Source organism: Asanoa ishikariensis (assembly GCF_900107455.1).
Classification (GTDB): domain Bacteria; phylum Actinomycetota; class Actinomycetes; order Mycobacteriales; family Micromonosporaceae; genus Asanoa; species Asanoa ishikariensis.
In genome coordinates this window covers 1,271,592-1,293,400 of sequence record NZ_FNQB01000003.1, presented here as the reverse complement: position 1 = coordinate 1,293,400, position 21,809 = coordinate 1,271,592, and the positions used below count along the sequence as shown (strand labels likewise).

The 21,809-nt window shown below is 71.2% G+C and carries 18 protein-coding genes and 2 riboswitches; of the genes, 7 read left to right on the top strand and 11 right to left on the bottom strand.

Annotated features, from left to right (window positions below; translation table 11 throughout):
• The first annotated feature begins 10 nt into the window (after window positions 1–10).
• Window positions 11–553, top strand: a complete 543-nt coding sequence (locus BLV39_RS29810) for a hypothetical protein (RefSeq protein ID WP_090799969.1) — start codon at window positions 11–13, stop codon at window positions 551–553.
• Here BLV39_RS29810 and BLV39_RS29805 read toward each other — a convergent pair.
• Both BLV39_RS29805 and metE read right to left on the bottom strand, forming a co-directional pair.
• A complete protein-coding gene (locus BLV39_RS29805) occupies window positions 547–993 on the bottom strand; it encodes an acyl-CoA thioesterase (RefSeq protein WP_090800799.1) in 447 nt (148 codons plus the stop codon). The two genes, BLV39_RS29810 and BLV39_RS29805, sit on opposite strands and share 7 nt — an antisense overlap.
• 110 nt (window positions 994–1,103) lie before the next feature.
• A complete protein-coding gene (gene metE, locus BLV39_RS29800) occupies window positions 1,104–3,359 on the bottom strand; it encodes a 5-methyltetrahydropteroyltriglutamate--homocysteine S-methyltransferase (protein ID WP_090799968.1) in 2,256 nt (751 codons plus the stop codon).
• Between the two features lie 96 nt (window positions 3,360–3,455).
• A riboswitch (cobalamin riboswitch) is annotated at window positions 3,456–3,660 on the bottom strand.
• 91 nt (window positions 3,661–3,751) lie between these two features.
• Window positions 3,752–3,957: riboswitch (cobalamin riboswitch) on the top strand.
• Between the two features lie 126 nt (window positions 3,958–4,083).
• On the opposite strand from metE, the gene BLV39_RS29795 reads away from it, so the two are divergent.
• The gene (locus BLV39_RS29795) at window positions 4,084–6,456 is read left to right on the top strand and encodes a ribonucleoside-diphosphate reductase subunit alpha (RefSeq protein ID WP_090799967.1); all 2,373 of its coding nucleotides are present in this window, start codon (window positions 4,084–4,086) and stop codon (window positions 6,454–6,456) included.
• 38 nt (window positions 6,457–6,494) lie between these two features.
• Window positions 6,495–7,451 carry a ribonucleotide-diphosphate reductase subunit beta gene (locus BLV39_RS29790; RefSeq protein ID WP_239083430.1) on the top strand — a complete coding sequence of 319 codons (957 nt, stop codon included), beginning with the start codon at window positions 6,495–6,497 and terminating at the stop codon, window positions 7,449–7,451.
• Between the two features lie 41 nt (window positions 7,452–7,492).
• Here the strand turns inward: BLV39_RS29790 and BLV39_RS29785 are convergent, their stop codons facing one another.
• The gene (locus tag BLV39_RS29785; protein ID WP_176985140.1) at window positions 7,493–8,446 is read right to left on the bottom strand and encodes a peptidoglycan-binding domain-containing protein; all 954 of its coding nucleotides are present in this window, start codon (window positions 8,444–8,446) and stop codon (window positions 7,493–7,495) included.
• A gap of 140 nt (window positions 8,447–8,586) precedes the next feature.
• On the opposite strand from BLV39_RS29785, the gene BLV39_RS29780 reads away from it, so the two are divergent.
• On the top strand, window positions 8,587–8,961 hold the full coding sequence (locus BLV39_RS29780; protein ID WP_143049937.1) for a nitroreductase family deazaflavin-dependent oxidoreductase: 375 nt from the start codon (window positions 8,587–8,589) through the stop codon (window positions 8,959–8,961).
• Here BLV39_RS29780 and BLV39_RS29775 read toward each other — a convergent pair.
• Window positions 8,934–10,334: an MFS transporter gene (locus BLV39_RS29775; RefSeq protein ID WP_090799964.1), complete on the bottom strand. Its 1,401-nt coding sequence runs from the start codon at window positions 10,332–10,334 to the stop codon at window positions 8,934–8,936. The two genes, BLV39_RS29780 and BLV39_RS29775, sit on opposite strands and share 28 nt — an antisense overlap.
• A 7-nt stretch (window positions 10,335–10,341) precedes the next feature.
• Window positions 10,342–11,790: an aldehyde dehydrogenase family protein gene (locus BLV39_RS29770; RefSeq protein ID WP_090799963.1), complete on the bottom strand. Its 1,449-nt coding sequence runs from the start codon at window positions 11,788–11,790 to the stop codon at window positions 10,342–10,344.
• A gap of 155 nt (window positions 11,791–11,945) precedes the next feature.
• Here BLV39_RS29770 and BLV39_RS29765 point away from each other — a divergent pair, with 155 nt between their 5' ends.
• The gene (locus tag BLV39_RS29765; protein ID WP_090799962.1) at window positions 11,946–12,689 is read left to right on the top strand and encodes an IclR family transcriptional regulator; all 744 of its coding nucleotides are present in this window, start codon (window positions 11,946–11,948) and stop codon (window positions 12,687–12,689) included.
• Window positions 12,690–12,758: 69 nt separating this feature from the next.
• On the opposite strand, the gene BLV39_RS29760 is transcribed toward BLV39_RS29765, so the two are convergent.
• Window positions 12,759–13,502, bottom strand: coding sequence for an SDR family NAD(P)-dependent oxidoreductase (locus tag BLV39_RS29760; RefSeq protein ID WP_090799961.1), 744 nt, complete (start codon window positions 13,500–13,502; stop codon window positions 12,759–12,761).
• 10 nt (window positions 13,503–13,512) lie between these two features.
• A complete protein-coding gene (locus BLV39_RS29755; RefSeq protein WP_090799960.1) occupies window positions 13,513–14,106 on the bottom strand; it encodes a malonic semialdehyde reductase in 594 nt (197 codons plus the stop codon).
• A 220-nt stretch (window positions 14,107–14,326) separates the two neighbouring features.
• Here BLV39_RS29755 and BLV39_RS43225 point away from each other — a divergent pair, with 220 nt between their 5' ends.
• Window positions 14,327–14,509 carry a hypothetical protein gene (locus tag BLV39_RS43225; protein ID WP_090799959.1) on the top strand — a complete coding sequence of 61 codons (183 nt, stop codon included), beginning with the start codon at window positions 14,327–14,329 and terminating at the stop codon, window positions 14,507–14,509.
• 76 nt (window positions 14,510–14,585) lie between these two features.
• On the top strand, window positions 14,586–15,809 hold the full coding sequence (locus BLV39_RS29745) for an MFS transporter (protein ID WP_090799958.1): 1,224 nt from the start codon (window positions 14,586–14,588) through the stop codon (window positions 15,807–15,809).
• Here BLV39_RS29745 and BLV39_RS29740 read toward each other — a convergent pair.
• The 4 genes from BLV39_RS29740 to BLV39_RS29730 all read right to left on the bottom strand — a co-directional run bounded on the left by BLV39_RS29740 (window position 15,748) and on the right by BLV39_RS29730 (window position 21,711).
• Entirely contained in the window at window positions 15,748–16,443 is a 696-nt protein-coding gene (locus BLV39_RS29740) for a TfuA-like protein (protein WP_090799957.1), read from the bottom strand. The genes BLV39_RS29745 and BLV39_RS29740 overlap by 62 nt on opposite strands.
• Window positions 16,440–17,762, bottom strand: a complete 1,323-nt coding sequence (locus tag BLV39_RS29735; protein ID WP_090799956.1) for a YcaO-like family protein — start codon at window positions 17,760–17,762, stop codon at window positions 16,440–16,442. The genes BLV39_RS29740 and BLV39_RS29735 overlap by 4 nt, the downstream gene beginning before the upstream one ends.
• 109 nt (window positions 17,763–17,871) lie before the next feature.
• Window positions 17,872–18,009, bottom strand: coding sequence for a hypothetical protein (locus BLV39_RS43220; RefSeq protein ID WP_176985139.1), 138 nt, complete (start codon window positions 18,007–18,009; stop codon window positions 17,872–17,874).
• A 468-nt stretch (window positions 18,010–18,477) separates the two neighbouring features.
• Complete coding sequence (locus BLV39_RS29730; protein ID WP_090799955.1) at window positions 18,478–21,711, bottom strand: BTAD domain-containing putative transcriptional regulator; 3,234 nt, start codon at window positions 21,709–21,711, stop codon at window positions 18,478–18,480.
• Between the last annotated feature and the right edge of the window lie 98 nt (window positions 21,712–21,809).

Below are 21,809 nucleotides of genomic sequence, written 5' to 3'. Positions count from 1 at the left end.
CGTCATATGCGTGGCGATCGTCTTCGAGTTGGTGGTTAATTTCGGGTCCGACGACGCTGCGGCGCGTGCCGCCTGCGACCTGGTTCGCGGCGCCGCGGGCATCAAGGTCGGGTCACGGCACATCCGCCTGCACGAACCACTGCTCAACCGGGTCACCGCGATCGACGGCGTTCCGTACCTGGAAATGTCCGTCATGCCCGTCGGCGTCGGTGCGGCTGTCGCGCTCGACCGCGGGCATGAGCGGCTACGACTGACGGCCGCGGAGTTGAGCATCGTCGGCCGTGGGCTCTATGAGTTGGTCGCCGGGCTCGCTGGTTACCAGGCAGCCAAGGTCGGCTGGGAGCCAGACTGGCAGGTCGATCCGGCGGAGCTGAGGCAGAACTGGGCCGATGTGCTCGCCGACGGCGACGACACCCTGGCCGGCCTGGTGCTCGCCGAAACGGTGCTCGCCGATCTGCGGGGCCCGAGCTTCGTGCCGTTCGCCGCCGGCTTCCTATGGATTCCCTACGACGGCGAACGGCCGTCGGCGCTGACGGCAGATCAGGTTCAGTGACCGTTGCGCGACGCGGTGATGGCCGCGCGCCGCGACAGCCGGTGGTCCCGCCGGATCTGGGCCTCACGAAAGCGGCGGTGATCAGTGTCGGTCTCCGGCAGCACGGGCGGCACCCGCCGCGGGCGCCCGTCTGGGCCGGTGGCGACCATGAGCAGGTACGCCGTGGCGACGTGAGTCGCGGGAACCGACTCGTTCCAGCGGTCCGCGAGCACCCGGACGCCGACCTCCAGCGAGGTGGTGCCGACCCAGTTGACCTGCGCGTGCGCGTGCACCACGTCGCCGACGTGCACGGCGGTCAGGAACGCCATCTCGTCCATGAAGGCGGTCACCGCCGGCCCACCGGAGTGCCGCGCCGCGACCACACCGGCGATGTCGTCGACGAGATGCAGAATCACTCCACCATGGACGGTGCCCATCAGGTTGGTGTCGTGCGGGCTCATGATGCGCGAGATGGTCAGTCGGGACGAGGCGGTGGGCTTGCCGGGCAAGGGGTTCTCCTTCAAGGCGCCCCCCGGGACCACTTGTGGCAGTCCCGGGAGGCATTCGATCGTTACAGGGTGGTGCGGACCTCGGCCGCGGCGGCGACCAGGTTGGTGAGGGCCGGCTCGACCTCTTCGTACCCGCGGGTCTTGAGGCCACAGTCGGGGTTGACCCAGAGGCGTTCGGACGGCACCGCCGCGAGCGCGAGGCGCAGCGCGGCGGTGAGCTCCGCCTGGTCGGGCACCCGTGGCGAGTGGATGTCGTACACGCCCGGCCCGATGCCCCGGGCGTAGCCTGCGGCGCGCAGGTCGTCGAGGATCTCCATCCGGGAGCGCGACGCCTCGATGCTGGTCACGTCGGCGTCCAGGGTGTCGATGGCGGACAGCACCTCACCGAACTCCGAATAGCAGAGGTGGGTGTGGATCTGGGTGCTGTCGGCGACCCCGCTGGTGGCCAGGCGGAACGACTCGACCGCCCAGTCCAGGTACGCCTTCTGGTCGGCGGCCCGCAGCGGGAGCAGTTCCCGCAGTGCGGGCTCGTCGACCTGGATCACCTGGATGCCGGCCGCCTCCAGGTCGTGGGTCTCGTCGCGCAGGGCGAGGGCGACCTGGTTGGCGGTGTCGGTGAGCGGCTGGTCGGTGCGGACGAACGACCAGGCCAGGATGGTGACCGGGCCGGTGAGCATGCCCTTGACCGGTTTGCGGGTCAGCGACTGGGCATAGCTGGACCATTCCACGGTCATCGGCGCGGGCCGGGTCACGTCTCCGTAGATGATCGGCGGTCGGACGCAACGCGACCCGTACGACTGGACCCAGCCGTTCACCGTCGCGGCGAAGCCGCCCAGCCGCTCGCCGAAGTACTGGACCATGTCGTTGCGCTCCGGCTCGCCGTGCACGAGCACGTCCAGGCCGAGGCGCTCCTGGAGGGCGATCACCGCGGCGACCTCGTCCCGCATCCGAGCGGCGTAGGACGAGGGGGAGAGCCGCCCGGCGCGCAGGTCGGCCCGCGCCGCCCGTAGCGACGCGGTCTGCGGGAACGAGCCGATCGTGGTCGTCGGCAGCGGCGGCAGCCCCAACCGGGCCTGCTGCGCCGCGGCCCGCGACGGGTAGGGGCCACGCCGGGTATCCGACGGGCGCAACGCCGCGAGCCGGCCACGAACGGTGTCGTCCCGCCAGTGGTGGGGGCCAGCGGGCGCCGGCAGCTTGGCCACGCCGTCCCGCAGCGCCCGGCCGAGCAGTACGACCTCGTCGACCTTCTGCCGGGCGAACGCGAGCCGCTCCCGCAGCGCCGGATCCAGGTCGGGCTCGGCGGCCAGGTCGACCGGCACGTGCAGCAGGGAGCACGAGGTCGACACCGACACGTGGTCGGCCAGACCGGTCAGCACGGCGCCCCGCTCCGCGGCGGTGCGCAGGTCCGTGCGCCAGATGTTGTGCCCGTCGACCAGGCCCGCGACGATCGTCCTGCCCGGAATCGGCCCGCTCGCGGCCAGCCGCTCCAGGTTGCCGAGGCCGGCGACGAGGTCGAGCCCGATCGCCTCGACCGGGGTGCCGAGCAGGGCCGGCAGTGCGTCGCCCAACTCGCCGAAGTAGGTGGCGACGAACAGGCGCGGACGCCGGCGAAGACCACCGAGCCGGGTGTACGCGCGGCGCAGCGCGTCGATCTCGGCCGGGCTGCGGTCGGCGACGTAGGCCGGCTCGTCGAGCTGCACCCACGACACGCCGGCGTCGGCCAGCGCCGCGAGCAGGTCGGCGTAGACCGTCACGAGGTCGTCGAGCCGGTCGAACGGGCGGAACCCGTCCGGCGCGTCCGCGGCCGGCTTGGCCAGCAGCAGGAAGGTGGCCGGGCCGACCAGCACCGGGCGGGTCGAAAGGCCCAGCTCACGCGCCTGCGCGTACTCGGAGAGCGGCTTGTCGGGCCGGGCCGCGAAGGCCGTGGACGGGCCGATCTCCGGCACCAGGTAGTGGTAGTTGGTGTTGAACCACTTGGTCAACTCGAGAGCCGGCTGCGCGGCCGTGCCGCGGGCCATCGCGAAGTAGGTGTCGAGGTCGCCGAGCCCGAGCGCGCGGAACCGGTCCGGGATCGCGTCGACGGTCACGGCGGCGTCGAGCATGTGGTCGTACAGCGAGAACGTGTTGGACGGAATCGCGTCCAGCCGGGCGTCACGGAGCGTGCGCCAGACCTGGGCGCGCAGGCCGGCGGCGGTCTCTTGGAGCGCAGCCGCGTCAATACGACCGGCCCAGTACGCCTCGACGGCGCGCTTGAGCTCGCGGTCGGGGCCGATGCGTGGATAGCCGAGCACGGTGCTCTGCCCGAACGGTGTGGTCACCTGCGGGTGTTCCTTCCCTCGAAGTGGCCGACAACCACCCAGGGCGCGAGGAACGGCGGCCCTGGCCCTCCCGAGAGGCCGTCGGCGGCGCACGCGGTCGCGTACGCGGTGCGGGCAGGTCTTCGGACTCGTGGGCGCTGTGCACGTTCCTACTGGCCGTCACTTCCCAGGCCGGGTGGCCCAGTGTCTTCGACGGCGGTCGTTCCCACTTACCGCTGCGGGGCAGTCCCGGATTTACACCAGGTTCCCTCTTACGACGCCTCCGGTGAACCGCAGGCGAACCAGCACTGTCGCTCATCGTAGAGGGCGCCACCAGCGAAGGGGGAGCGACGCACATCACGCAACACGCCGGCACACCATCTGGTGTTGGTGTTTCGTGGTGACACCCATATATGGTGTCTCTCGCAGCTGGTTCGGCCGTCCTCACCGGATGGTCGAGGCAACAGGGAACCCGGTGCGAATCCGGGACTGCCCCGCAGCGGTGAGTGGGAACGACCGCCGTCAACGAAGCACTGGGCCCTCGGCCTGGGAAGCGACGGCCAGTAGGAGCGTGCAAGCGCCCACGAGTCCGAAGACCTGCCAGTGCGCCGCACGCCGTCCGGGGTGCGGCGGTCGAAGGCCGCGTGGGACGGCCGACGCCAGCACCGAGCCGCGTCGCGTCGCGGGTCGGTGGCGTCTCCCTGCGTGTCCGACGACCTCGGGTTTTGGTCGTGAGGAGGGGGACATGACGGTCACCCAGGAGAAGGCGCCCGCCGTGCCGGAGCAGCGACGGCACGCGATGCAGGTCCGCAAGCGCAACGGCGACCTCGAGCCGGTCGACGTCAACAAGATCGTCAGGGCGGTCGAGTTGTGGGTCGGTGACCTCGACGAGGTCGACCCGCTTCGGGTCGCGACCAAGACGATCAGCGGGTTGTACGACGGTGCCACCACGGCCGAGCTCGACAAGCTGTCGATCCAGACCGCCGCGGAGTTGATCGGCGAGGAGCCGCAGTACTCGCGGCTGGCGGCGCGGCTGCTGGCGGCGTACGTCGACAAGGAGGTCCGCGGCCAGGGCGTCGCGAGCTTCAGCCAGTCGATCCGGTACGCGTACGACCAGGGCCTGATCGGCGACGAGACCGCAGCTTTCGTGGCGCGCAACGCCCGCAAGCTCGACGACGCCATCGACCCCGACGGTGACCGGCGCTTCGAGTACTTCGGCCTGCGTACGGTGGCCGACCGCTACCTGCTGCGGCACCCGCAGACCCGCCTCGTGGTCGAGACGCCGCAGTACTGGCTGTTGCGGGTCGCATGTGGACTGTCCACGAACCCGGCCGAGGCGATCGCCTTCTACCGGCTCATGTCCAGCCTCGCGTATCTGCCCAGCTCGCCGACCCTGTTCAACTCCGGCACCCGGCACACCCAGATGTCGTCCTGCTTCCTGGTCGACTCGCCGCGCGACGAGCTCGACTCGATCTACGAGCGCTACCACCAGGTCGCCAAGCTGTCCAAGTTCTCCGGCGGCATCGGCATCTCGTGGTCGCGGATCCGTGGCCGGGGCGCCCTGATCCGCGGCACCAACGGCAAGTCGAACGGGATCGTGCCGTTCCTCAAGACCCTCGACGCGGGCGTGGCCGCGGTCAACCAGGGCGGCCGGCGCAAGGGCGCGGCGTGCGTCTACCTGGAGCCGTGGCACCCGGACGTCGAGGAGTTCCTGGAGCTGCGCGACAACACCGGTGAGGACTCCCGGCGGACGCACAACCTCAACCTGGCCAACTGGATCCCGGACGAGTTCATGCGCCGCGTCGAGGCCGACGAGGACTGGTCCCTGATCGACCCGTCCGACGCGCCGGAGCTGCCCGACCTGTTCGGGGAGGCGTTCGACGAGGCGTACCGCGCCGCGGAGAAGAAGGCCGTCAAGACCGTCAAGGCGCGCGACCTGTACGGGCGGATGATGCGCACGCTCGCGCAGACCGGCAACGGCTGGATGACGTTCAAGGACCCGTCGAACAAGCTGTCCAACCAGACCGGCGCGCCGGGCAACGCGATCCACCTGTCCAACCTGTGCACCGAGATCCTCGAGGTCAACTCCGACGACGAGACCGCGGTCTGCAACCTCGGCTCGATCAACCTCGGCGCGCACCTGGCCGGTGACGGCGTCGACTGGGACAAGCTGCGCGCGACCGTGCGTACCGCTGTGGTCTTCCTCGACCGGGTCATCGACATCAACTACTACCCGTCGGAGCAGGCGGCCGCGTCGAACCCGCGCTGGCGGCCGGTCGGGCTGGGCCTGATGGGTCTGCAGGACGCGTTCTTCAGCCTGCGGCTGCCGTTCGACTCCGACGCGGCCCGTGAGCTGTCGACCCGCGTACAGGAGGAGATTCTCCTGACCGCGCTGGAGGCCTCGGCCGCTCTGGCGGAGCAGTTCGGCGCGCACCCGTCGTTCCCGGAGACCCGCGCCGCGAACGGCGACCTGCACCCGGACCTGTGGGGCGCCACGCCCACGCGGACCGCGCGCTGGGACGCGTTGCGCGGCAGGATCGCCACGACCGGTCTGCGCAACTCGCTGCTGGTCGCGATCGCGCCGACGGCGACCATCGCGTCGATCGCCGGCTGCTACGAGTGCATCGAGCCGCAGGTGTCCAACCTGTTCAAGCGCGAGACCATGTCCGGCGAGTTCCTCCAGATCAACAACTATCTGGTACGCGAGCTCAAGGCGCTCGGTAGCTGGACGCCCGAGGTCCGCGACCAGATCAAGCGGGCCGAGGGTTCCGTGCAGGGCATCGACAGCCTGCCCGCCGACGTCCGCGAGCTGTTCCGCACCGCGTGGGAGCTTCCGCAGCGGGCGCTGATCGACCTGGCCGCGGCGCGGGCGCCGTACATCGACCAGTCGCAGTCGTTGAACCTGTTCCTGAGCGCGCCGACCATCGGCAAGCTCTCCTCGATGTACCTCTACGCCTGGAAGTCCGGGCTGAAGACCACGTACTACCTGCGGTCGCGTCCCGCGACCCGGATCCAGCAGGCCACCGTCTCCCTGGTCCAGACCTTGCCCGTCGTGGCCGACGCCGAGGCTCTGGCCTGCTCCCTCGAAAACCCCGAGAGCTGCGAGGCCTGCCAGTGACCCTGCTCAACCCCGGACTCGACCTGACCCTGCGGCCGATGCGCTACCCGGAGTTCTTCGACCGCTTCAAGGACGCCATCAAGAACACCTGGACGGTCGAGGAGGTGGACCTGCACACCGACCTCGCCGACCTGGCCAAGCTCTCGCCCGCCGAGCAGCACCTCGTCTCGCGGCTGGTGGCGTTCTTCGCGACCGGCGACACCATCGTCGCCAACAACCTGGTCCTCAACCTCTACCAGCACGTCAACTCGCCGGAGGGCCGGCTCTACCTGTCGCGGCAGCTCTTCGAGGAGGCCGTGCACGTCCAGTTCTATCTCAACCTGCTCGACACGTACGTGCCGGACGAGCAGCAGCGGTTCGAGGCGTTCGCCGCGGTCGAGAACATCCCGTCCATCCGGCGCAAGGCCGAGTTCTGCTTCAAGTGGATCGACTCGATCTTCGAGCTGCGCGAGCTGAAGACCCGCGACGACCGCCGAGCGTTCCTGCTCAACCTGATCTGCTTCGCCGCCTGCATCGAGGGCCTGTTCTTCTACGGCGCCTTCGCGTACGTGTACTTCCTGCGCTCCCGCGGCGTCCTGCATGGACTGGCCAGCGGCACCAACTGGGTGTTCCGCGACGAGTCGATGCACATGGCGTTCGCGTTCGACGTGGTCGACACGGTCCGGCGTGAAGAGCCGGACCTGTTCGACGCCGACCTGGAGAAACAGGTCACCGCGATGATGGAGGAGGCGGTGGACTGCGAGGTGCAGTTCGCCGAGGACCTGCTGGAGCAAGGCGTCAGCGGCCTGTCGCCGGCCGACATGCGCTCGTATCTCGAGCATGTGGCCGACCGGCGGTTGGCCGTGCTGGGCATGGCGCCGCGCTACGGCAGCAAGAACCCGTTCGCCTTCATGGAGTTGCAGGACGTGCAAGAGCTGTCCAACTTCTTCGAGCGCCGGGTGTCCGCGTACCAGGTCGGCGTCACCGGCACGGTCGGTTTCGACGACGACTTCTAGGCTGTCGCACGGCTCGGCGGTCACCCGCCGAGCCGTGCAGCTCAGGCATCAGTGTCCGCGTACCACTTGTTCCAGCACTGGTAGTACCCGACCAGCAGCAAACAGGGCCGGGTGTAGTAGTCGGTCGCGGCGATCCATGGCGACACGACGGTGTTACCACTGCGGGAGCTGTCGTCCCGGAAGTGGTAGCGGGGGTTCTCGGAACGCACCCCGATCTCGTACGAGTCCAGGTAGCAGTCGACGTGCTTGCCTTTGTCGTCGACGCAGTAATCGGGCGACCGGAAGTTCGAGCGGTCGACCGAGACGACGGCGCCCGCGGGTGCGTTCTCCATCCGGACCCGGGTGCCGTTGCCGCACCGGTCGAGGAAGACGCTGCGGCCGTGCAACGACGCGGTTATCGCCGTCCTGCTGATGACGCAGTCCGGTGAGTAGTTCGGTATTCCCCGCACGCCGGGCGGCGCCGTCGGTGTGATCTCCGGGTTCTTGACGACGGTGGTGCACCTCCCGCCGTAGAGCCCGTTGCTCACCCATTTCATCTTCGACCGGGTGTTAGGGCCGGCGTAGCCGTCGACGGTGAGGTCGGCCTCGCCCACGGGATTGCGGCTGTTCCACCAGCGTTGGAACTCCTGGACGGCGGCCAGCGTGTTGGGCCCGTACTCCCCGTCGACGGAGAGTTGGCGGGTCTTGCCGCCGTCGTGGCCGTGGTAGATCGCGTAAGGCCCGTAGCAGGCGTTGAGCGTGGACTGCAGCACGCGAACCGCCGGATTGCTCCAGCTCTCGTCCATCCGCAGATCACAGTCGCTCTGGTAGCCGCCGTACGTCGGAAACGCGACCGCGGCCTTGTCGGGTCCTACCCCGGTGTTCCACACGTCGTTGACGGTGTTGCAGATGAGCGGGGCCGCCGACGCCGGCGGTCCGGTGGCCGCCAGCCCGACCGATGCCAGCACGGTGACGCACAGGCCCGCCAGGACCCGGCGGAATGTTGACGAGAGCAAAGCAGAACTCCCTTCGATACGGATATCGACCCATGCTCGCCACCGCCCCACCGGGGGTCCACGACATTCCATGTACGTCGAATCGCCGCCCGCGATAGCGTTCACAAGCCGCCGTCGTGTCGTGGGAGGCTCCTGTGCCGGTGCCACGTTCGTTTCGCAAGGTCGGTAAGACGGTCAACCCGCTCATCGTGCCGATGGCGCGACGCGTGCCGCCGCTGGCGGTCATCCACCACGTCGGCCGCCGGTCCGGGCGTTCGTACCAGACACCGGTCATGGCGTTCCCGGCGCCCGAGGGTTGGGTGGTCGCCCTCTTCTACGGCGACGACGTGCAGTGGCTGCGCAACGCGCGCGGACCCGGGGGAGTCGCGCTGACCCGCGCGGGCCAGCGACATGAAGTGAGTCAGGTTCGCCTGCTCGACGCCGCGGCCGGCACGCCGCTGATTCCGGCCTGGGCCCGCGCGGTCGTGCGGCCGGCACGCGTCCGCGCCTACGTGTTGCTCGTCGCGACCCGCTGACGGTCCAGGCGCGCCGCCAACGCGCAACCGAGGGCAGCGGCCAGGAGCAACCCCGCGTTGAGGGCCAGGGCGGTGTGCAGGGCGTCCACCATGGACGCCCCGGAGCCCATCCGGGTGGTGAGAACGGCGCCGAGGACGGCGGGGCCGAGCGTGCCGCCGTACTGGCGCAGCGCGGTGTTGCCGGCCGCGGCCATTGCGGCGAGATCGTGCGGGACCCGGTGGATGGCGGCTACCGCAACCGCGCTGAGCATGAACGCGTCCGCGACGCCGAGGACGGCCAGCCGCCAGGCGGCGTCCCCGATGCCGGCGCCGGCCCGCAGCCCGGTCAGGCAGAGCATGGCGATCGCCCCGAGCGCCAGCCCGAACGCCAACAGGCCGACCGGCGACCACCGGCCCAGCAGCCGTCCGACGAACGGGCCGGCGACGACGGTCACGCCGTTGAGGAACAGCAGCCTCACCGCGATCTGCAGCGGCGACAGGTGTTGCCCCGCACCGAAGAAGAGGCTCAGCAGGAAGATCGTGCCGACCAGGGCGAACAGGGCGACCAGGGCCGCGACGCCCGCCGCGCTGAACGCGGGGGAGCGGAACAGCGCCAGGTTCAGCAGCGGCGACGTGGAGCGGGTCTCGACCCGGAGGAATCCGGCCAGCGCGGCGGCGCCGGCGACCAGGCCGAGGACCGCGCGCGGCGAGCCCCAGCCGGCCTGCCCGCCCTCGATGACGCCGAAGATGCTGGCCGCGATGGCGACGGACGCGAAGATCTGGCCCGGCCAGTCCAGGTGCCGGCCGGTCGGTGACCGGGACTCGGGCAGCCATCGGGCCGCGAGGGCGGCGGTGCCGACCGCGAGCACGGTGACCGGGGTGAAGATCCAACCCCAACCGGCGTACCGCAGGATGACGCCGGAGGCGAGCGGTCCGACCGTGAGGCCGCCGACGAGCCCGGTCGCCCACATCGCGACGAACCGTGCCCGTCGGGCCGGTTCCGGGACGGCGTGGGCGATGAGCCCGAGCGTCGTCGGCACGATCAGCCCGCCGCCCACCCCGGTCACCACCTGCCCGGCGCAGAGGATGCCCAAGGCGGCCGACCCGGCCGTAGCGCTGGCGGCGGCGATGGCCGTGCCCGCCGCCGTCAGCGCCATGCCGATCAGAAACACCCGGCGCCGGCCGTGCAGGTCGCCGAAGACGCCGGCGGAGAGGATCACCGCCGCCACCGGGATGATGTAGCTGACGGTCACCCATTGCAAGCCCGCCGTCGACGCGCCCGTCGCGCCTCCGATCGTGGTCAGCGAGACGCTCACCGCGGTGATGGGCAGGTAGGTCACGAAGATCGCGACCACCGCGACGGCGACGGTACGGGCGACAGGCGAGCTGGTCATGGCCGGCTCAGGCGAACTTCTGGGTGATCGTCTTGTATTCGAGGAAATGGTCGATGCCGCCCGGTCCGTTGGCGTGGCCGACACCGCTCTGCTTGTAGCCGCCGATCTCGAACTGGTTCGGCAATTGGCCCCAGTCGTTGATCCAGAGCATCCCGGCCTGCACCTTCCGCGCCACCCGGAGCGGGCGGTTCACGTCGTTGCTCCAGACGCTCGCGCCGAGACCGAACTCGCTGTCGTTGGCGAGCGCGACCGCCTCCGCCTCGGTGTCGAAGACCTGGATCGTCTGCACCGGGCCGAACACCTCCTGCTGGACGATGGGTAGGGACGAGTCGGTGACCTCGAGCAGCGTCGGCCGGTAGAACGCGCCGTTGGCGAGGTCGCCGTCGCGGACCGGGCCGCCGCGGACGACCGGGACCGCGCCGCCGGCGATGGCCTCCTCGACCAGCCGGTCGACTCGCGCGACGCTGGCCTTGTCGATGAGCGCTCCCATGTCGACGGACCGGTCGGAGCCGGGGCCGACCGTGACGTTGGCCAGGCGTTCGGCGAGGCGCTGTTTGACCGTCTCGTACACGCCGCGCTGGACGATCAGCCGGCTGGCGGTGATGCAGAACTGGCCGGTGAAGATGGTCAGCGACTTCTCGATGACGGCCAGCGCCAGGTCCAGGTCGGCGTCGTCGAAAACGATGTGCGGTGTCTTGCCGCCGAGCTCGAGACCCACCCGCTTGACGTGCTTCGCGGCGGAGGCGCCGATGGCTCGCCCGGTCGGGGTGCTGCCGGTGAACATGATCACCGGGACGTCCGGGCTGTCGACCAGCCACTTCGCGGCCTCGCTGCCGCTCTCGGTGATGATGTTGACGACGCCCGTCGGCAGGCTCGGGACGTCGGCGAAGACCCGACTGATCGCCTCGTTGAGCAACGGCGTCTGCCCCGGCAGCTTGACCACGGCCGTGCAGCCGGCGGCGAGCGCGGGTGCGAGGTCGCGGGCCAGCAGCGCCGTCGGTGAGTTCCACGGCGTGATCACCGCGGCGACCCCGACGGGCTCCCGCACCACCATCGTGTGCTTGCCGGGCTCGACCTCCATGACCCGGCCGTACGTGGTCTGCGCGAGCGCGGCGGCCGTGGTGAAATTGCCCTTGGCGAAGCTGACCTCGAACTCCGCCTCGCCGATCGTCTTGCCGTTCTCCAGCGTCGTGAGGTCGGCCAGATCGCGCTCGTGGCGCTGGAAGGACGCGGCGATCTCCAGGAGCACGTTCGTGCGGAACTCCATGTCGTCGGCCCACCGGCTCTCGCGGAAGGCCGCCGTCGCCGCACGTACGGCCTCCTCCGCCTCGTGGCGGCCGGCGTCGGCGTAGCGGCCCACGACCTCGCCGGTGGCGGGGTTGACGCTCTCGCCGTGCTGGGCCGAGTCGACCCACTTGCCGTTGATCCAGTGCAGGGCTGTCCTGACCGTGCTCATCTCTCGACCTTCGTGTCAGCGGTGGACACCCGGTCGGATGCCCGAGCCGAACGTCCCACCACAGCCGCGGCACGCCAAACCCCGACCGACCAAGTCTTCCGTTGAGCGGAATTAGTGACGTGGGTCTCGCTGGTTGGGCGCGCTACTCTTCCGACATGCGGGAGAACGAGAGTGCTGAGTCCGTGGTCCTGCGTGCCCTGCGGCTGCTGGCCGTGCTGAGCGAGCACGGTGAGACCCGGCTCGCCCAGCTCGCGGCCGAGTCCGGGCTACCGACGTCGACAGCGCACCGGCTGCTGGCCGCGCTGGAGGGCAGCGGCCATGTGGTGCGCCCCGCCGGGCCCGGACATCGGCCCTACCTGCCCGGACCGGCCCTGTTCGAGCTGTCGGGCGCCCGTGACCGGGCGGAGGGCGAACTCGTGCGCCGCAGCGAGCCGTATCTGGCGGCGCTGGCCGAGGAACTGGGCGAGACGGTGCATGTCGCGGTGCTGCACAACGGCCGCACCCGATTCCTGGCGGGTCAGGAGTCGACCCGGTCGTTGCGGGCGGGCCTGCGGCTAGGCATCGAGCACCCGGCGACGCTCTCCTCGACCGGGCGCGCGATCCTGGCCGAGCTGTCGCGCGACAACCTCGTGCGGTGTCTCGGGCCGGCCGCGGCGGCGGACCCGGAGCTGGATCTCGTGCTCGAGGAGACCCGCGAACGGGGGTACGCGGTCAACATCGGCGGCGTCGAGCCCGACATCACCGCGATCGGCGCGGCCGTGGTCGACCCGTTTGGCCGGGTCCGCGGCGCGTTGGCGGTGGCCGGCCCGGCGACCCGCCTACCGGAGAGCACGCTGCCGTGGATCGGCCCGATCCTGGTCAAGGCGGCGGCCGACCTCGGCGCCGAGCTCGGCAGTTGACGCAGCGCTGGCCCGAGGGGCGCCACCCGCGCCCCCAGCCGCGGATGACGCCCCTCGGGCCAGCGTGTGTCAGAGCCGGGCGTACCCGCCGTCGGCCATGATGGTCTGTCCGGTCACGAAGCCGGCGTCGTCGCTGGTCAGGAACGCCACGGTGCCGGCCACGTCGTCGGGTTCGCCGTTGCGCTTGATGGCCTGGCTCGCGGCGGCCGCCGCCAGGGCCTCGTCGGAGTGCTCCTTCAGCGCGCCCGGTGTGCGGCTGAGGGTGGGACCCACGGCGTTGACCGTGATGCCGTACGAGGCGACGTCGTTGGCCAGTCCGCGGGTGAAGCCGATCGCGCCCATCTTGCTCGCCATGTAATGAGAGAGGTTCGGCGCGGCGGTGACGATGGAGTTGGAGGTCAGGTTGACGATCCGGCCCCAACCTCGCTCTCTCATCGCCGGCAGCAGGGCCTTGGCCATCAGGAACTGTGAGTCGAGGTTGACCGCGAGGATCCGCCGCCACGTGGCGTAGTCGAGATCGTCGATGCTGATGTGCGGCAGGATCCCGGCGTTGTTGACCAGGATGTCCGCCCGGCCGAACTTACGGACGATCTCCGCGCCGACCGCGGCCACCCGGTCCGGGTCGGACACGTCGACCGCGCGGCCGAGGACGGTGTGGCCGGACTTGCCGAGTTGCGCGAGCGTCTCGTCCGGGCTGTCGAGGTCGATCGCGACGATCGTCGCGCCGCGCTCGCCGAGCCGGCGGGCGATCGCCTGCCCGATGCCCCGGGCAGCCCCGGTGACGACCGCCACCCGTCCTTCGTGTGTCTGCATCTCTCCTCCTTCAGGCCGTGGTGACGACGTCGTCGTAGTCGAGCCGCGGGCCGCGGCCGAACCATGCGTTCGCGCCGGGCTTGCCGACGTTGACCACGGCTAGCACCTGGTGCTCGCCGTCCGGGAAGAACGTCTGGTTGATGCCGTCGGCGTCGAACCCGACCATCGGACCGGCGGCCAGGCCCGCCGCCCGGACGCCGACGATGAAGTAACCCACCTGGAGCGCGGCGTTGAGCCGGGCCGACCCGACGCGAAGGGCCTCGTGCCGGTCGAACTTGTCCCGCGCGGTCGGCGCGTGCGGGAAGGTGCGGTGCAACTCGTGGTGGAAGTTGGTGTCGGCCGCCATGATCGCGACGAGCGGCGCGGCGCTGGTCTTGGTCTTATTTCCGTCGTCCATGTGTTCCAGCAGCCGCTCGCGCGCCTCGGGCGACCGGACCAGGACGATCCGCAGCGGCTGGCCGTTCATCTCGGTGGGGCCGTACTTGATGAGGTCGTAGACGGCCTTGAGCTGTCCGTCGGTCACCGGGTCGGTCGTGAAGGTGTTGGCCGTGCGGGCGGCCCGGAACAAGAGGTCCTGCGTGGTGCCGTCGAGTAGGAGAGACATGTTTCCGTCCTGTGGTGTGTCAGCTACCGGCGATTCGTCGGCCGGCTGACCCAGCTTTGGTCGGGCGTTCGCTCGTCGACAACGTGCCGGGCGGCGGCTTTTCCGCTGGACGGGACATTCAGCCCCGCTGGGGCCGGTGCGACCCTCGTCACTCCCTGCCGGTGGAAGTCGGCGCCAGCCCCAGGGGTCGGAAAGGTCCTAGTAGGACGTCGTAGCGCGGATGGTCGGCGCCCGCGTCCTTGGCCTCGTGCACGACCGCGAGGAACTCTTGACTCTTTCGTGCACGGAGATCGTTGAACGGGTCGTCGACCTGATGTGGAAGCACCACGTCTTCCCCGACGTGTCGAGGACCTCTCCCGACGAGACCCTGGCCGCAGCCCTGAAGCTGCTGAGGGCGAGCTGAGTCGAGCCACCGCGAGGCATCGATCTCAATCGACTAGTCTGCTGCCGGGGCATTCGGGTGATCGGGTGGAGGTCAGGTGCGGGCCTATCGTGAGCTGTTCGCGGTTCCCGAGGTGCGGCCGTTGGTCGTCTCCGCCGTCACCACCCGCATCGCCGCCCCGATGCTCACCCTTACGTTGTTCCTCGCGGTGGTCGACCTCGGCCGGTCGTACGCGGCGGCCGGGCTCGTGCTCACCGGGTTCGCCGCCGCGCTGGCCCTGTCGGTGCCCGTCTCCGCGCGACTCGTCGATCGCCTCGCGGCCCACCGGATCCTGCTCGGCCTGCTCGCCGCCCACCTGACCGCGTACGTCGTCCTGATCGTCGCCCTGGCCCAGGACCTGCCCACCGGCGTGCTCGTCGGCTGCGCGGTCGCGCTCGGCGCCACTTCCCCGCCGGCCGGCCCGGTCGTGCGCGCCACCTGGCCGGCGTTCGTGCCGCCGCAGCGGTTGCCGGCCGCGTTCGCCCTCGACGCCGTCGTCAACGAGGCCATGTACGTCACCGGGCCGCTGGTGGTGTCGGTGCTGCTGCTGTTCGCCGATCCGATCGTCGTCACCGGGGTGGCCGGGCTCGCCATGCTGATCGGCATCCTGCTGCTGGTGAGCACGCCCGGCGTCCGGCGGCGCGTGGGCACCGTGGGGGCCGACCGCAGGAACTATCTCGGTCCACTCGCGAGCGGGCAGGTGCGCCTGCTGCTCGCCATCATCGTGTGCGACGCGTTCGTGTTCGGTGCCGTGATCGTCGCCGCGCCGGCGGCGGCCGCCGAGGCCGACTCCGCCGGTGCGGCCGGGTTGCTCGTCGGCGCGGTCTCCCTGGGCACGGTGGTCAGCGCGCTCGTCTACGGCACCCGGCCCCGGGCGGCTTCGCTCGGCCGGCAACTGGCCCTGTTCCACGCCGTCTCGGCGCTGCTGGTGGCCGGCGTGAGCCAGGCACCGACGCTGCTGGCTCTCGGCATCGCGCTGCTCGCCGTCGGCCTCGTCGGTGGGCCGCGCGACACGTTGCACCAGTTGGCTCTGGGTGAGGCGGCTCCGGCCCGCTACCGCACCGAGGCGTTTGCCTGGATGGGCTCGTCCATGTGGGCCGGGTACGCGCTCGGCTCCGGTGCCGCCGGCCAACTGATCAGCCTCGCCGGCGACGACGTCGACGTCGCGTTCCTGATGGCCGGGGGAGTGACCGCGCTCGCGGCGCTGCTGTCGCTGATGGTCAGTGGTGAACCGGCGGAGGCCACTCCAGTGGTCGCCCGTTCGTCGCGGAGCCGTCGGTGACGATCAGGTCGAGAAGACGGAGGCCGTCGTCCCGCTTCGTGTCCGGCGCGCCGTGCGCGAGGAACTGCCGCAGCGGGGCACACGGCGCCTCTCCGACCTCGGCGGCCAGGTCCTGCAGGATCAGCGCGACGGTGCGTTCCGGAAAGTACCGGCGTTTGGCGAGCAGGAGGAAATGCTCCGCGAGCGGAACCTCCACCACGCCGGCGGCCTGTGCGGCGGCGACGGCGAAGCGCAGGTTCACCAGCGGCTCGGACAGCGCCCGGCCGGTCTCGTCGTCGTAGGTGATGGCGACCTCGTCGTCGGCGTTGATCCGCCCGGACTGGTATTCCTCGTAGATCCGGCCGACGCCCACCATGCCGTAGGGCGCGCACTCCACCGCCCGCAGCGCGCCGATGCTGGAGGAGCCGTACAGCCGCACGCCCACGTCGATCGCCCGGAGCACCTCCTTGGGCGAGACGCTCAGGCTCTGGAAGAACGCGCCGTCGATGATGCCGATCGCCGGCGGCGGTGCGTCGCGGGCCAGCAGCGCGTCGATGTCGCCACGCCGGACCGGCGGCAGGAACTCGATGTCGGCACGCCGCAGGGCGGCGCCGCCGTGCAGGCTCGGGCCGACGAAGACCACGGGGCGGCTCATGCGGACACCGAAGTGAGCTGCCGCAGCGCCCGGTTCCACGCGTTCGCCGCCCGTTGACCCAGCTTCGAGCGGTCCACCGCCCAGGACTCCAGACCGGGTACGACCACCCGCGCCACCCGCACCGGCAGGTCCGGCGGCGACATGTCCACGACGATGACCCGGGACATGCCCCGGTCGCGGAGCCGGGCCACCATCATCCTGATGTCGCTCACCACGTCGTCGCTGGGATGGGACGGAAGCTCGGCCGCCGAGACCTGCCGCTCGGCCGGCCGCCAGGCCCAACTGTTGAGGTCGACGGTGGTGGCGCGCTTCGTATGGTGCCGGTGCTTGGGCACCTGCGCGTCGGGCAGGTTGATGTCCTCGCGCATCGCCTGGATGTCCACCGCCCGCGACTGCGCGCACTCCGTCACCGCCCGCAGCATCGCGACCTCGAGGTCGGGATGCGTGCCGTAGCCGCCGTACCCCTTGGACGTGGACGGTCCGTTGTCCTCCGAGGACGCCGCCAGAACGCTGGGGATGCCCAGGTCGGACGTGATGGACACCAGCCGCATGCGCAGGCCGGCGTCGTGGAACCGGTCGAGCAGGCGTGCGACGGTCGGCGGCGTGCTGCCCGGGTCGATGTGCGGATGTAGCTGCCGTAGCGCGGCCACCTGCTCCGGCCGGCGCGGCCCGGCCAGCCCCTCGGCCAGGATCTGGCTCAACCGCCCGCTGACGATCTCCGAGAGGGTCAGCGCGTCGCGCTCGACCAGCTCGCACAGCGCGTGGCACACCGCCTCCTCCAGGGTGTTTCCGGAGGCGAGGCCGTTGGTGACGCCGAGCCGGTAGCAGGGTGGTGCGCCGGGATCCGTCCCGTAGCAGACCGCGCTGGTGGGTACGAGCACCGTCTCCTCGCTCACCAGGTCGTGGCCGGGCACCCAGTAGATGGGGAGATGGTCGGCGTACTGGGGAAGCAGCGCGATGTTGAGGTCGGCCGGGCGCATCGCCGGGGTGCCCGTGGACACCAGGTCCTCGTAGGAGGCGACGGTCGCCGGCCGCAGCGGCAGCCAACCGGCGTAACGCTCGACCGCCTCCATGACCGCCGACGTCATCGAGTCGATCGGGGTCAGTCCCTTGCCGGTGTAGACCGAGAGGACGTCGTTGGACCGCGGCACGATGGCGTTGTGCACCGGGATCCCGATCCGGTCCAGGCCGGTGATGTCCGCGATCCGGGTGATGCCGATCCGGCGGAAGTGCGGGCGCACGCTGTCGAACGTGTCCTGCGGGCGGCGTTCGCGGTGAGCGCCGTGACCGCGCAGCTTCGGCGCCTGGTCTCGAATCATGGTCGTGGGCCGGCGGTTGCGCGTTCGGGACCAACGGCCGCGGGTGTGACCCCGCGACCGTCGGCACCCACGGGTCCGTGACCCGGCGGAACAGTCAGCCGAGCGCGGCTCACTCCTGCCTGATCGGCGCGGCGAAGGCGGCACACCCGGTGTCGCCGACCGCGAGGCCGAGCTCGTCCTCCAACAGCTGCTGCAGCTCCACCGGCGACACCTCCGCCAGCTCGACCGCGTCCACGTTGTCCTTCATGGCAGCTCCTCCCGTTGATTCCCGTGCGAACTCGACGGCCACGAAAGCGTCCGATCCTATCGCCCGACGTGAGTGGACAATGTCGCGGACATATCGACGGCCGACAAAGGCGGCGGCCTATTTCCGCCAGCGAACGGAAGCATATACAGCCAACCTTCAATCTGTCTGCCCTTGACCGCGATCCGCCGGGATTCTGCCGATCGCGTGCCGGCCGGGCCGCCGTCGATGGGCATCGGCGCTGGTCAGCGTGTCGCCGACGGCATCCCGTAGCGATCAAGCGGTGTTGGGGTCGCTCCGCCGTACCGTACCGAGGAGTGCCTTTCAGGCAACGAAGCAGCGGCTCGACAGGCGTGGGAAAGCGTCGACCTAAGGAGTTCCTGACGTGCGTATTTGGTCTGCCGAGAGAGAATACGTCGTGCGTACTGCAACGGTGGCCACAACGGGCTGTGGATCTGGGGTTAGGGGTTGTCATCGCGGCCGGCGGGTGGCGACGTGCGTCCGTAGGGGTTCGGCTTCCGGCATGCCCAGGTCGGCGTAGAGGGCGAGGGCGTGCCGGAAGTGGAGGTTCGCGTCGGCGGCGGACCCGAGCGCGTCGTGGGCGTGGCCGAGGCCGGCGTGGGCGCGTGCCTGCTGGTCGCGGGCGCCGCTCATCGTGACGAGCGCGAGGGCGGCGGTGTGGTGGCGGAGCGATTCCGCATGCTGTCCTTCGGCCCGCGACGCCTCGCCCAGACCGTTGCGGGCCATGCCCTCGCCGTCCTGGTCGCCGAGCTCCCGGTACAGCGCCTGCGCCTGGTGCAGCAGGTCGGCCGCTTCGGCATGCCGGCCGAGCTCCGGGTAGACGGTGCCGAGGTTGGTCATCGTGGACGCCTCGCCGCTGCGGTCGCCGTTGCGCTGGTGCAGCCGCAGCGACCGCAGATGGTATTCGGCGGCCCGGCTGTGGTGGCCCCGTTGATGCTCGACGCTGCCGAGCCGGTCGAGCGCCTCGGCCTCGCCGGGTGCGTCCGCGATGGTCCGGCACAGGGCGAGCGCCTGTCGCAGGTGTCCGGCGGCGGCGTCCAGGCGTCCCAGCCGGTACTCGGTCCGGCCGAGGTTGGACAGGGCCCGCGCCTGACCGACCTGGTCCCCGACGTCCAGGAAGCGGTTCAGGGCGCGCTGGTGGAGCTCTGCGGCCGCGTCGTACCGCCCGCGCCACTGCTCGACGCTGCCGAGGTTGTTCAGCGCGCGTGCCTCGCCGCCACGGTCGCCGACGTGCCGGAAATGCTCCCGGGCGGTACGCAGGTAGCGGGCCGCCAGGTCGAAGTGCCCGCACTTGAAGTGGAAGCAGCCCAGACCGTGCAGGGCGTCCGCCTGCGCGGCGCGGTCGCGGTCGTGTCTCGCGGCGGCCAGGGCATGGCGGTAGATGATCGACGCGTCGGCGAAGTGGCTGCCTTCGAGGTACCGGAACAGCACGGTGGCGAGGCGGGTGGCGTGGCTGCCGAACCCGTGAGCGGCCGCGTGCGCGGTCACCGCGACCAATGTGGGCCGTTCGGCGTCGAGCCAGGCCAGCGCGGCCGCGGCATCGGGCAGGTCGGGCATCGGCGTCGGTGACGCGGGCACGCGCGGCCTTCTGTGCGCCTCGGCCGGATGCAGCGTGTCCATCGCCGCCGCCGCGGTAGCCAGGTAGAAGTCGAGGAGCCGGCCGCGCGCCGCCACGCTCTGCCGGACGCCGTCCAGCTCTCCGCTGAGCCGCATGGCGTACGCGCGCAGGAGGTCGTGCATGCCGTGCCGGCCGCCGTCGCTCACCTGGGTGAGGTGCGCGCGGCCGAGTGCGGCCAGGTCGTGACGCGCCTGGCGGGGGCTGGTGCCGGCCAACGCCGCCGCGGCGTACGCGTCGATGTTCGCTCCCGGGTGGAGCCCGAGCAGCCGGAACGTGCGGGCGGTGTCCGCCGCGAGCTGCCGCGTCGACCAGGAGAAGACAGTGGCGACCGCGGCTCTGGGATCACCACCGGCATCCAGCGATCGCAGCCGCTCGTGGTGGTCGGCCAGCTCGCCGGCGAGGTCGGCGAGTGACGACTCCGCCCGGGCGGCGGCCAGTTCGGCCGCGACCCGCAGCGCCAGCGGCAGGTGCGCGCACTGCCGGGCGAGCCGTGCGACGGCGTCCGGCGCGGCCTCGGCGCGGGCGCCGATCAGCCGCCGGAGCAGCAGGGCGGACTCCGCCTCCGGCAACAGGTCGAGGTCGACTCGCCGGGCGCCCCGCTCGGCGACCAGACCCGCCAGGTCGTCGCGGCTGGTGACCACGACGGCACACCCGGCGGTGCCCGGCAGCAGCGGCCGGACCTGCTCGGCCGTGCCCGCGTTGTCGAGCAGCATCAACACGCGCCGGCCGGCCAGCTCCGTGCGGAGCTGTGCGGCCCGCTCGTCGACCGTCGCCGCGACCGTCTCGCCGGGCACACCGAGGCCGGCGAGGAGCCGTGCCAGCGCGTCGCCAGGGTTCAGCGGTGTGTCGGGGTCGTATCCGCGCAGGTTCAGGTAGAGCTGACCGTCCGGGAACTCCTCGGCGACCCTGTGCGCCCAATGGACGGCCAGCGCGGTCTTGCCGGCCCCGGCGGTGCCGGCGATCACGGCCACCAGGTCCCCGGTCAGCAACTGGTCGAGCGCCGCCAGTTGGCCGGTGCGACCGACGAACGGCGACGGCGGGGCCGGGAGCTGGCGCGCGGGCCGATCCGGCGGCGCCGCGCCGGTCACGGGCCGCCCGTTACGCAGGATCCGCAGGTGGATGTCGGCGAGCGCGGCGCCCGGCTCGACCCCGAGCTCGTCCGCGAGCACCGCGCGCAGGTCCGCGAACACCTGCAGGGCGGCGGCCCGCTCGTCGGCGGCCGCGAGCGCGAGCATCAGCCGGCCGTGGACCGCCTCGTGGAGAGGCTCTTCCCGGCACATCGCCCGCAGGGCGGGAATCGCCCGCTCGCCGGCGCCGAGCGCGATGGCGGCGTCGGCGAACGCGACGGTGGCGGCGATCCGCCGCTGCCCGGCGGCGATGGCGGCCGGATGGTGGCGCAGCCGGTCTCCCGCATCGACCAGTGCCGGACCGCGCCAGAAGCCCAGCGCGTCCGCGTACAGCCTGGCCGCCTGCTCCGCGTCGCCGTCCGACCACGCGGCCCGTGCCCGCGTCTCAAGATCGTCGAACCGCGCCAGGTCGACCTCCTGGTCGCCCAGTTCGGCCGCGTAACCGCTCCCGGCGAACCGCACGGTATGCCCGGCCGGCTCGAGCAGCGTCCGCACCTCGCCGACGTAGAGCTGCACCAGGTTGCGCGCGGTCCGGGGTGGCTGGTCGCCCCACAGCGCGTCGATGATGTCGTCGACCGGAACGGTCCGACCGTGGTGCAGGGCGAACAGCGCGAGCACAGTGCGCTGCCGCACGGACTGAAGGTCCACATTCGATCCGTTGACGACGACGTCCAACGGCCCGAGCACGCCCACCCGCAGTCTGCGTGCGGCGGTCGAGGGAGAAAGCAGCGCCGCACCCTCGTCGGCGGGCAGCGCCAGCGCGTCGAGCAGTCCGCGAACCGAACTCGACCGCGGCCGGCCGACCCGGCCCTGCTCGATCTCGCGCAGTGAGCGCACGCTCAGGCCCGCGCGCTGGGCGAGCTCCTGCTGGGTCAGCCCGGCCGCCGTCCGATGCCGGCGGATCGCCGCCCCGACGTGTGCCGCATGGTCCTCGCTCACGACCGTCTCCGTCTAGCCCGAGCCGCCACGGCGTGCATTATCCACGTGCATGGATGGGCCGCGCCCTTTTCGCACCCCGCCGGAGCAGTACCGTACGG

Bases quoted from the DNA above. Each gene is read 5' to 3' on its own strand.
- BLV39_RS29805 (WP_090800799.1), bottom strand. From the start codon at position 993: ATGAGCCCGCACGACACCAACCTGATGGGCACCGTCCATGGTGGAGTG.
- BLV39_RS29795 (WP_090799967.1), top strand. From the start codon at position 4,084: ATGACGGTCACCCAGGAGAAGGCGCCCGCCGTGCCGGAGCAGCGACGG.
- BLV39_RS29790 (WP_239083430.1), top strand. From the start codon at position 6,495: ATGCGCTACCCGGAGTTCTTCGACCGCTTCAAGGACGCCATCAAGAAC.
- BLV39_RS29775 (WP_090799964.1), bottom strand. From the start codon at position 10,334: ATGACCAGCTCGCCTGTCGCCCGTACCGTCGCCGTCGCGGTGGTCGCG.
- BLV39_RS29770 (WP_090799963.1), bottom strand. From the start codon at position 11,790: ATGAGCACGGTCAGGACAGCCCTGCACTGGATCAACGGCAAGTGGGTC.
- BLV39_RS29765 (WP_090799962.1), top strand. From the start codon at position 11,946: ATGCGGGAGAACGAGAGTGCTGAGTCCGTGGTCCTGCGTGCCCTGCGG.
- BLV39_RS29760 (WP_090799961.1), bottom strand. From the start codon at position 13,502: ATGCAGACACACGAAGGACGGGTGGCGGTCGTCACCGGGGCTGCCCGG.
- BLV39_RS29755 (WP_090799960.1), bottom strand. From the start codon at position 14,106: ATGTCTCTCCTACTCGACGGCACCACGCAGGACCTCTTGTTCCGGGCC.
- BLV39_RS43225 (WP_090799959.1), top strand. From the start codon at position 14,327: ATGGTCGGCGCCCGCGTCCTTGGCCTCGTGCACGACCGCGAGGAACTC.
- BLV39_RS29740 (WP_090799957.1), bottom strand. From the start codon at position 16,443: ATGAGCCGCCCCGTGGTCTTCGTCGGCCCGAGCCTGCACGGCGGCGCC.
- BLV39_RS29735 (WP_090799956.1), bottom strand. From the start codon at position 17,762: ATGATTCGAGACCAGGCGCCGAAGCTGCGCGGTCACGGCGCTCACCGC.
- BLV39_RS43220 (WP_176985139.1), bottom strand. From the start codon at position 18,009: ATGAAGGACAACGTGGACGCGGTCGAGCTGGCGGAGGTGTCGCCGGTG.